Genomic DNA, 1860 nt, shown 5'->3' with positions numbered 1-1860 from the left:
CAAATATGCTATAGTAAAAAGTTTCTTTGTTCCTAAAAATAAGATAATTATCTGTAGACGATACATGTGAGGTCTCTACGACAAGGATAAGAATCCTTGGAAAAAAAGGGTGCTGGATAGGAATCCAGCACCAGCGAAGGAATCCATCGTAGAGACGTAGCAGTGCTACGTCTAACAATCAGGTTTCTATTTAGGTAATTATCTGTAGACGATACATGTGAGGTCTCTACGACAAGGATAGGAATCCTTGGAAAAAATGGGTGCTGGATAGGAATCCAGCACCAGCGAATGAATCCATCGTAGAGACGTAGCACTGCTACGTCTAACAATCAGGTTTCTATTAAGGTAATCATCTGTAGACGATACATGTGAGGTCTCTACGACAAGGATAGGAATCCTTGGAAAAAATGGGTGCTGGATAGGAATCCAGCACCAGCGAAGGAATCCAGCACCAGCGAAGGCAAAAACGATGGTCAAATGCCTGTAGCCTACTGCATATAGCTGACAGCCCAAAAGCATTTTACTTACAAACCATTCACCGAATATAAAGGCATATTAGTCATCCAGTCTTGCACTCGGCGGTTATTCATCGAAAATCGGAGATTTTGTTTTGTTTGGAATTTGTCAACAAAGACTTTCAGACTTTTTGATTTAAGATTTTCTTCGGCTTTTACTTCTATAGGTATAAACATTTGCTCTTTTTGAATCATAAAATCAATTTCAGCCGTAGCGTTTTGAGCAGACCAATAATAAATTTCATGTTTGATTTTTAATTGCTGAGCGACAAACTGTTCGGTTAGAGCACCTTTAAATTCTGTCAGAATACTATTTTTCTCTAACAATATTTTGGGTGAAATACCTGCCATGGCATTGAGTAAGCCTACATCCAGACAAAACAATTTGAAAATATCAATGTCAGAATATGCACTTAGTGGGATATTGGGCTTTTCAACAATATTCACTTTCAAGACTAAGCCAGCATCCGTAAGCCATCTGATTGCAGTTTCAAAGTCCTTTGCTCTCGAACCTTTCTTGATTTGACCATAAATAAATTTCCGATTTTCTTTGGCTAATTGACTAATCAAATGGCTCCAAACCAACCGAATTCTTGGTACTGTTCCGATTGGGGCGTACTTAGCAAAGTCGTTTTCATAGCCTAACAAAATTTTGCTTTGGATTTCTCGTACTTGATACAAATCTTGAAACTGGATATAATTAGAAACCGCTTCGGGCATTCCACCTATGAAATAATAGCGTCTAAGCAAATCGACTAATTTATCATGAAAAGTATCTACAATGGCCCAATTTTCAGCTTCAAGTTGAGCCAAGAGCAATTGTTGCCCCGTATTCTCTAAAAACTCAACAAAGCTCATGGGATACATTTGTAAAAAATCTACCTTTCCAACAGGGAAAGACGTACTTTTTTGTAGAGAAACGCCCAAAAGCGAACCCGCAGCAATGATAAAATATTCTGGTGCTTGTTCGTAAAAGTATTTTAAAGCAGTAAGTCCTTTTTCTGCTTCTTGAATTTCATCAAAAATGAGTAAACATTTGTCTGCTTGAATTTTATAACCTACTTCAATTTCAATGGTAGTAATGATGCGTTGTATATCAAAATCTACTAAAAATAAGTTCTTTAGTCTTTCGCTACTTTCAAAGTTTAGATAAACAGTTTTTTCAAATTCCTGTTTTCCAAAGTCTTTCATCAACCAAGTTTTACCTACTTGTCTTGCTCCTTGTAAAATAAGGGGTTTTCTATTGGCTGAATTTTTCCAGTAAATTAGATCTTTATAAAGGCTTCTTATCATTTTTTCAATTGATTATTTGTGTAAAAATACATTTTTATCAATGAAAAAGTGT

Annotated in this window: 1 protein-coding gene; it reads right to left on the bottom strand. The window is 36.1% G+C overall.

Annotation, left to right across the window (positions count from 1 at the left end):
• Positions 1–524: 524 nt before the first annotated feature.
• Positions 525–1808: an ATP-binding protein gene (locus ACOVQ4_RS14620; RefSeq protein WP_421821366.1), complete on the bottom strand. Its 1284-nt coding sequence runs from the start codon at positions 1806–1808 to the stop codon at positions 525–527.
• Positions 1809–1860 lie beyond the last annotated feature (52 nt).

The sequence above is a fragment of the Flectobacillus sp. genome (genome assembly GCF_049240685.1).
Lineage (GTDB): Bacteria > Bacteroidota > Bacteroidia > Cytophagales > Spirosomataceae > Flectobacillus.
The sequence above is the reverse complement of the archived record's forward strand: the minus strand, read 5'-3'. Positions and strand labels throughout refer to the sequence as shown.